Genomic DNA, 6,641 nt, shown 5'->3' on the forward strand with positions numbered 1-6,641 from the left:
TCCGGATACGAGATCGCCTTGTTGTGGGCCTTGGCGAAATCGACCTGCTGCTGCAATCCGTACGGAGCCGTCACCTGTTCGTCGAACGTCCCGCCCGGCGGCTGGTCGTACGAGTCCATTCCGATGATGTCCACCACGTCGTCACCGGGGTAGCACTCGGTCCAGGGGATGGCGTCCTGACCGCGATTCGGGGCGAAGTCGAATCGGAACTCCTGCCCGGGGACGGAACGCATGGCGGTGACAATGCGGTTCCAGTACGCCTTCCAGGACGCGGGGTCCGGGGCGCAGCGGTGCGTGTACGTGATGCCGTTCATCTCCCAGCCGAGCACGATCACCGTGTCGGGGACACCGGCCTCGACCAGGCGCGTGGCCAGGGTACGGAAGTGCTGGTCGAAGCTTCCCTGGGCGCCGGCCCGCAGCAGGGCCTTGACCGCCACGTCGGGGAGCCGGTCCTCGTTGCGTTCCAGCATGGGGACGTTGAGCACGAACATCCGGTCCGCGGCACCGCGGCGCCAGTCGGCCCACGGCTGCAGGAACTCCGGTCTGCCTTCGATGTTGGCCCAGGTGTCGCCGGGCAGGTACGTGTGACCGACCTTCAGTTCCCGCCCGTCGAGCCAGCGGGAGAGTTCGGTCAGGCGCTGCACGCCGAGCGCACCGTAGTGCAGATACGCACCGGCTGCGACGGGTGGTTGCTGTGGAGGGCTCGGATTTTCGTCGGCGACGGATGTCGCGTTCGCCGTCCATGTTCCGGAAAAGACGCTGGAGACAAGGAGACCGGCAGCGACTGTCCCGATGCCCGTGCGGATGATACGGCGCCGTTGTGGCATGAATTGCTCCTCGGTGCGGACCGTTCTGCGATGTACACGACGGTAGTCAGAAAGTCGTACCCATGGGCTGCCTGAAGAGACGTCAGTAGGCCATTAGCGAATAGGCGCGCTCCATTCAGGACCATCCAGGTGAAAGGTATGACTCGAATGCCGATCCCCGACCCGGGAATGCCCGCGCTCGTGCTCCGGCTCGACCGGAATCCCTTTCACCACGGCACACTTGGCGCCGTCAGATCCCTGGGACGCGCCGGTGTGGAGGTGCATGCCGTGGTGGAGTCGGCACGCAGCCCGGTCGCCCGGTCCCGTCATCTCCACCGGGCCCACGTCCGGCCACCGGGCGAGCTGCGTCCCACGGACTTCGTCGACCTGATGCTCGAGGTGTCCGAGCGCATCGGACGGCGCGCCGTTCTGATCGCCATGGACGACCTCGGTGCCGTCAGCGTCGCGGCCCACGCCCCGCGCCTCGCCCACCGGTTCGTCTTCCCCGAGCAGGCCGCGGAGGCCACGGAGACCCTCGCCGACAAGACGGAACTGGTCCGGCTGTGCGCGGCCGCGGGGATCGCCCACCCGGACACGGTCGTGCCGCGCAGCGCCGTCGAGGCCGCTGACGCGGTCCGCCGGCTCGGGCTGCCGCTGGTCGCGAAGTGGAGCAGGCCCTGGCTGCTGGGACCGGACACGGGTCTGCGCAGCACCTGCCTAGTCACCTCACCGGGGCAGGCCCGGCGGCTGTTCGAGCGCAGCGGGCAGGCGGGCAGCCGGCTGCTGCTCCAGCGTCATCTGCCCGACGGGCCGCACTCGGACTGGTTCTTCCACGGATACTTCTCCCGTGGGTCCGTCTGTCTGTTCGGCGGCACCGGACGCAAGGAGCTCGCCTGGCCGCCGCGTGCCGGACTGACCGCGAAGGGCCGCTGGCAGCGCAACGACGACGTGGAGGCCGCGGCCTTGCGGCTGGTGGCGAGTTGCGGCTACCAGGGCATCCTCGATCTCGACTTCCGGTGGGACCCGGCGGGCGGCGCGTACCGCCTCCTCGACGTCAATCCGCGGCCCGGCGCACAGTTCCGGCTCTTCACCGACGAGGGCGGGTTCGACGTCGTGCGGTCCCTCTATCTGGACCTCACCGGTCAGGCGGTGCCGCGGGCCGAGGGCAGGCCGGGGCGGGTGTTCGTCGCGGAGAACTACGCGCTGCTGTCCGCCGTCGCCGGCGTCCGGTCCAGGACACCCGGCAGGGCGGGTGAGGCGCACCGAGGCCTGGAGACCGCCTGGTTCGCCCGGGACGACGTGCTGCCTTTCCTCGCCATGACCGCGGCGTGGCTGCATCGCGGCCTCGTCAAGGGCGCGAACCGGGTGCGCCCCCTGCTGCGGCGGCGGGCGGCGCCTGCCGCCGCAGTCGTACCGGAGGCCAGATCAGAAGGAGCGAGAACAGCGTCATGTACGACTTGGCAGTGATCGGCGCGGGCCCCTACGGGCTGTCCGTCGCGGCCCACGCCGCCGCGGCGGGGATGAGCATGCGGATCTTCGGAAGGACCATGGCGTCCTGGCGGGACCACATGCCCGAGGGCATGTTCCTCAAGTCGGAGCCGTGGGCCTCCGACCTGTCCGACCCCGGGGGCAAGTACACGCTCGGCGACCACGCGGCCGTCAGCGGTTTCGAGGCGCGGCACGGCCGGCCGCTGCCCATCGGGACCTTCACCGAGTACGGGACGTGGTTCGCCGAGCACGCGGTGCCGCCCGTCGACGAACAGACCGTCACCCAGGTCACGCCCTCCGCCGGCTGCTTCCGGGTCGAGACCGCGGAGGGCACCCGTATCAGGGCCCGTACGGTGGCACTCGCCGTCGGCGTCATGCCGTTCCGGCGCGTCCCCGGCCCACTCGGCCGGCTGCCCGCCGACCTGTGCTCGCACAGCAGCGGCAGCCCGGATCCGAGCGCGTTCGGCGATCTGGACGTCACCGTCGTCGGGGCGGGCCAGGCGGCGCTGGAGACGGCGACGCTCCTCGCGGAGCACGGGGCACGGCCGCAGCTGGTGGCCCGCACCGACCGGATCCGGTGGAACACGGTGCCGGAGCCGCTGGAGCGCGGCCGGCTGTCGGCGCTGCGCGCCCCTCACACCGGCCTGGGAGCCGGCTGGTCCAACTGGGCCTGGGCGCACGCTCCCGGGGCGGTCGGCCGGTTGCCCGCGGGTCTGCGTGAACGTCTCATGGACGGGGCGCTCGGCCCGGCCGGCGCATGGTGGCTCCGCGACCGCTACGAACAGCGGGTGCCGGAGCTGCTGGGCCACAGCCTCCGCGGCGCCTCCGTCCGCGACGACGGCCGAGTACGGCTCGAGCTGAGGGCAGCCGACGGCCGCATCAGCACCCTCGACACCGGCCATGTCGTCGCGGCGACCGGTTTCACCCCCGACCTGGACCGGCTGCGCCTCCTCGATCCCGGCCTCAGGCTCGCGATCAGGAGGGTGGGCGGCAGCAGGGCGCCGTGGCTGAGCGCAGGGTTCGAGTCCAGCTGCCCCGGGCTCTTCTTCGCGGGGCTGCTGACCGCGCCGACGTTCGGACCCGCCATGCGTTTTGTGTACGGCACGGCGTTCGCCGCCGACAGGCTCGTCGGCGGGGTGCGGCGGCGGCTTCGGCGGTGACGCCGGACGGGCCGCCCGGCCGGTCCGGCGTCCCGGCCCAACGCCTCGCCGGCCACGGCCCGTTGCGCCTCAGGCGGTGTGGCGGTCGTAGAGCCAGCCTCTCCTCGGCGGCGGGGGAGAGGGCCGGACGGGCGGTTCTCCCACCGTCCCCGGAACCGGAGGCGGAGGGAAGAGGCTGAGCCTCGTCCACTCCCCGTCCGGCCGGCCCGGCATGGTGCGGCCGGCGGCAGCCCATTCGCGCGCCAGCTGGTCGTAGATGGGGCTACTGCCGGACGGTGCGGCCGCCGGATCCGTTCTCGTCTGGACGCGCTGCCATCGAGCCGACGCGGTAATCCTTGCCATACGACCGCAAACGTCCACCCGGCTCCCTAAGTCACTGCTGCGGGCGGACGATGGGGGACGGGAGGAACGGTCTTTCGAGCCGGTCGCCCACAGCGGTGAGATTCACCCGTACGGCACGGGGCGTGCCGCACCGATTCACCCTCGGCGGACCCGAAGATACGCATCAACGGGTGGCGGAAGGGGACCGATGCGACACATGGCGACCGCACTGGTGCCGGCGCTGCTGCTGAGTCTCACCGCATGCCAGAGCAGTACCGCCGGCCCGGAGCCGGCACCGCGTACGAACGGCAAGGCTGCCGCGGCCGTGCCTGCCGGCGTCGGCGACACCGCCGACGTCGGCGGCTCCCGCTTCGGCGAGCACCTGCGGATCTCGCTGCGGGGGTTCGTCGATCCGGCCGTGCCCACCAAGGCCGCCCGGCGGCCCGCGGCCGGCCACCGGTGGGTGGGGGTGAACCTGCGCCTCGTCAACGTCGGGGGCGCGGCATACGAAGCGCCCCTCACGAAGGCGTGGATCGTCGACGAGCACGGCAGGAAGCATCCGGCCGTGACCTCCGGAGAGGTCACCACCGGATTCCCGCTCTCCGGCAAGTCGCTGCAGGTCGGCGACGACAGCGAAGGCTGGCTGGCCTTCGAGGTGCCGTACGGCTCCCGCGCCGTACGACTGCACTGCACGGTCGGCTCCCAGGAGCGGAACTGGCAGCTCTGAGGTGACGCACACCGACGCTCCCGCTCGCGAACCACCCTCGCGCACACGACCGGTGGCACTTTGCGGCCGAGGTTCCCCCGTCCAGGTGAACGGGGGCCGGGAGGCGGGTGGGTCCGCCACTAGGGTCCGAGCCATGACCACAGCGAACACCCCCAAAACCGCCGTGAACCGCGGCCGGTTGGGCACGCTCTCCCTGCTCGCATGGACCGGCGACCCCGACCAGGGGCACGACACCCCCTATCTGCTCACCTACTCCCTCGGGGACGGCACGGACGGTCCCGAAGCCGCCCGGGAGACCGCCCTGGCGATGATCGAGGAGCTCGGGCTCACCGTCGGCGACGAGATGCACGACCACACCGGCGAGAGCCACCGCACGATCCAGCTGCTGGTCGAGGGCGGTCAGGCGGTCGTCAACATGCCCTACCTCAAGGCCCAGTGCCCCGCGCCGCCCGAGTGGCTGGCCGCGGCGGAGCGCCGGGGCAGCGTTCACTTCATGATCGCCAGTCGCCCCTGGCCGGAGGCCGTGCCGGGCCGGCCGGTCACCGAGGAGGTGCTCCAGGCCTTCCTCGGCGACGAGGCGACGCTCACCAGCTCGGCCCACGTACTGCTGCCGGTGTCGCGGCTGCGCGGCTGATCCCCTGACGTCGGTCAGGACGGTTCGAAGGCGAAGCGCAGCGATCCGACCCGGTTGTCGAAGCTGGAGTCCACCAGGCCCGGCAGTCCCACCGCCCGAAGGCCCCTGGGCCTGGTGAGCAGTTCGTGGAAGAGCGCCTTCATCTCCTGCCGGGCCAGGTGGGAGCCGAGACAGTAGTGCGGCCCGCCCCCGCCGTACCCCAGATGCGGATTGGGGTTGCGGGTGATGTCGAAGACGTCGGGATTCTCGAAGACCGCCTCGTCGCGGTTGGCCGACGCGTAGAACAGCACCACCTTCTCGCCGGGCCGGTAGCTGCGGCCGCCCAGCTCGCACTCGGCGGCCACCGTGCGGCGGAACTGGATGATCGGGGTCGAGTGGCGGACGATCTCGTCCACGGCGCCGTCCGCGTGACTTGCGAAGTCGGCTTCCAGCAGCGCCCGTTGCTCCGGGTGCTCGCTCAGCAGCGACAGACCGTGGGCGATCGCGTTACGGGTCGTCTCCACGCCCGCCACCAGCAGCAGGGAGAAGAACGCTCCCAGCTGGCGGGAGTTCAGCGACTGCCCGTCGACGTCCGCGCACACCAGCGCCGAGATGAGGTCGCCGGTCGGCCTGCGGCGCCGTTCACGGGCGAGACCCGCCATCACGAGCTGCATATGGGCCAGGGCGCGCAGCCCGCGTCCCGGCATCCGCAGCCTGGCCCTCAGGCCGCGCCGTACGCCGACGCTCGCAGAGGCCTGGTCCACGCGGGCGGCGATCTCGTCGCGGTGGCGCTGTGGAATGCCCATCAGGTCGCAGATCACCTCGAACGGCATCCGCGAGGCCACCGAAGGGACGAAGTCCTCCGGCCGGCGCTCGAGCATCTCGTCGACGATCCGCCGGGCGACCTCGCGGACGTTGTCCTCGGTGGCCGCGAGCAGTCTCGGGGTGAAGGAGCGCGCCACGATCCGGCGCATCGCGGCGTGCTCCTCACCGTCCATATTGACCATCGAGTTGCCGAAGACGGCCTTGGCCCAGGCGGCCGGTTCCGGGGTCGTGACACCGGGTGCGCTGGCGAAGTCGCGCGGCCGCCGGCTCGCCTCCATCACGTCGGCGTGCCGCACCAGCGCGTAGAACCCGGGGCGGTCCCCGAAGAGGACGGGGCGATCACGCCGGCGGAGTTCGGCGAAGGCCGCGAGCCGGGCCGGACGCGGCAGCTGCCAGAACGCCGGATCGGACAGATCGGCCTGTGCGGCGCGCGCGGCCGGCCGCGGCGACGACTGCCCGGGGATTTCCGTACCCACGTCGACCTCCTGGAGCTCGGGATCCGTCCGGCCCTGATCCGCCGGACGCCCCAGGCCGACATGCTGGCCCATCGGGTCGTCAGCCTGCGTCCCGACATTGCTGCGGACGGGGGAGATTTGCACAGATTGAGCCGTCCGGATCGTTGGGGCAGAGCGACGGAAGGTCCGTGCAGCACAAGAGGGGACGTACGCAGTGATGAAGTTGACCACCCGGGGATCTCTGGC

General features: G+C 71.5%; 6 protein-coding genes. 4 read left to right on the forward strand and 2 right to left on the reverse strand.

Annotated features, from left to right (window positions below; translation table 11 throughout):
- On the reverse strand, positions 1 to 827 hold an 827-nt coding region (locus ABZ070_RS34410), incomplete at its 3' end, for a glycosyl hydrolase (RefSeq protein WP_356639779.1).
- 138 nt (positions 828 to 965) lie between these two features.
- On the opposite strand from ABZ070_RS34410, the gene ABZ070_RS34415 reads away from it, so the two are divergent.
- From ABZ070_RS34415 to ABZ070_RS34430, 4 genes are all read left to right on the forward strand, one after another.
- On the forward strand, positions 966 to 2,273 hold the full coding sequence (locus ABZ070_RS34415; RefSeq protein WP_356639781.1) for an ATP-grasp domain-containing protein: 1,308 nt from the start codon (positions 966 to 968) through the stop codon (positions 2,271 to 2,273).
- Positions 2,255 to 3,454 (forward strand): NAD(P)-binding domain-containing protein, encoded by a 1,200-nt coding sequence (locus tag ABZ070_RS34420; protein ID WP_356639783.1) that lies wholly within the window; start codon positions 2,255 to 2,257, stop codon positions 3,452 to 3,454. Before ABZ070_RS34415 ends, ABZ070_RS34420 begins: the two co-directional genes overlap by 19 nt.
- Before the next feature lie 538 nt (positions 3,455 to 3,992).
- The gene (locus tag ABZ070_RS34425) at positions 3,993 to 4,502 is read left to right on the forward strand and encodes a DUF4352 domain-containing protein (RefSeq protein WP_356639785.1); all 510 of its coding nucleotides are present in this window, start codon (positions 3,993 to 3,995) and stop codon (positions 4,500 to 4,502) included.
- 133 nt (positions 4,503 to 4,635) lie between these two features.
- Complete coding sequence (locus tag ABZ070_RS34430; protein ID WP_356639787.1) at positions 4,636 to 5,136, forward strand: DUF5949 family protein; 501 nt, start codon at positions 4,636 to 4,638, stop codon at positions 5,134 to 5,136.
- A gap of 14 nt (positions 5,137 to 5,150) precedes the next feature.
- Here the strand turns inward: ABZ070_RS34430 and ABZ070_RS34435 are convergent, their stop codons facing one another.
- Positions 5,151 to 6,416 (reverse strand): cytochrome P450, encoded by a 1,266-nt coding sequence (locus ABZ070_RS34435; protein WP_356639789.1) that lies wholly within the window; start codon positions 6,414 to 6,416, stop codon positions 5,151 to 5,153.
- Positions 6,417 to 6,641 lie beyond the last annotated feature (225 nt).

It is taken from the genome of Streptomyces sp. NPDC006283, assembly GCF_040613325.1.
Classification (GTDB): Bacteria; Actinomycetota; Actinomycetes; order Streptomycetales; family Streptomycetaceae; genus Streptomyces.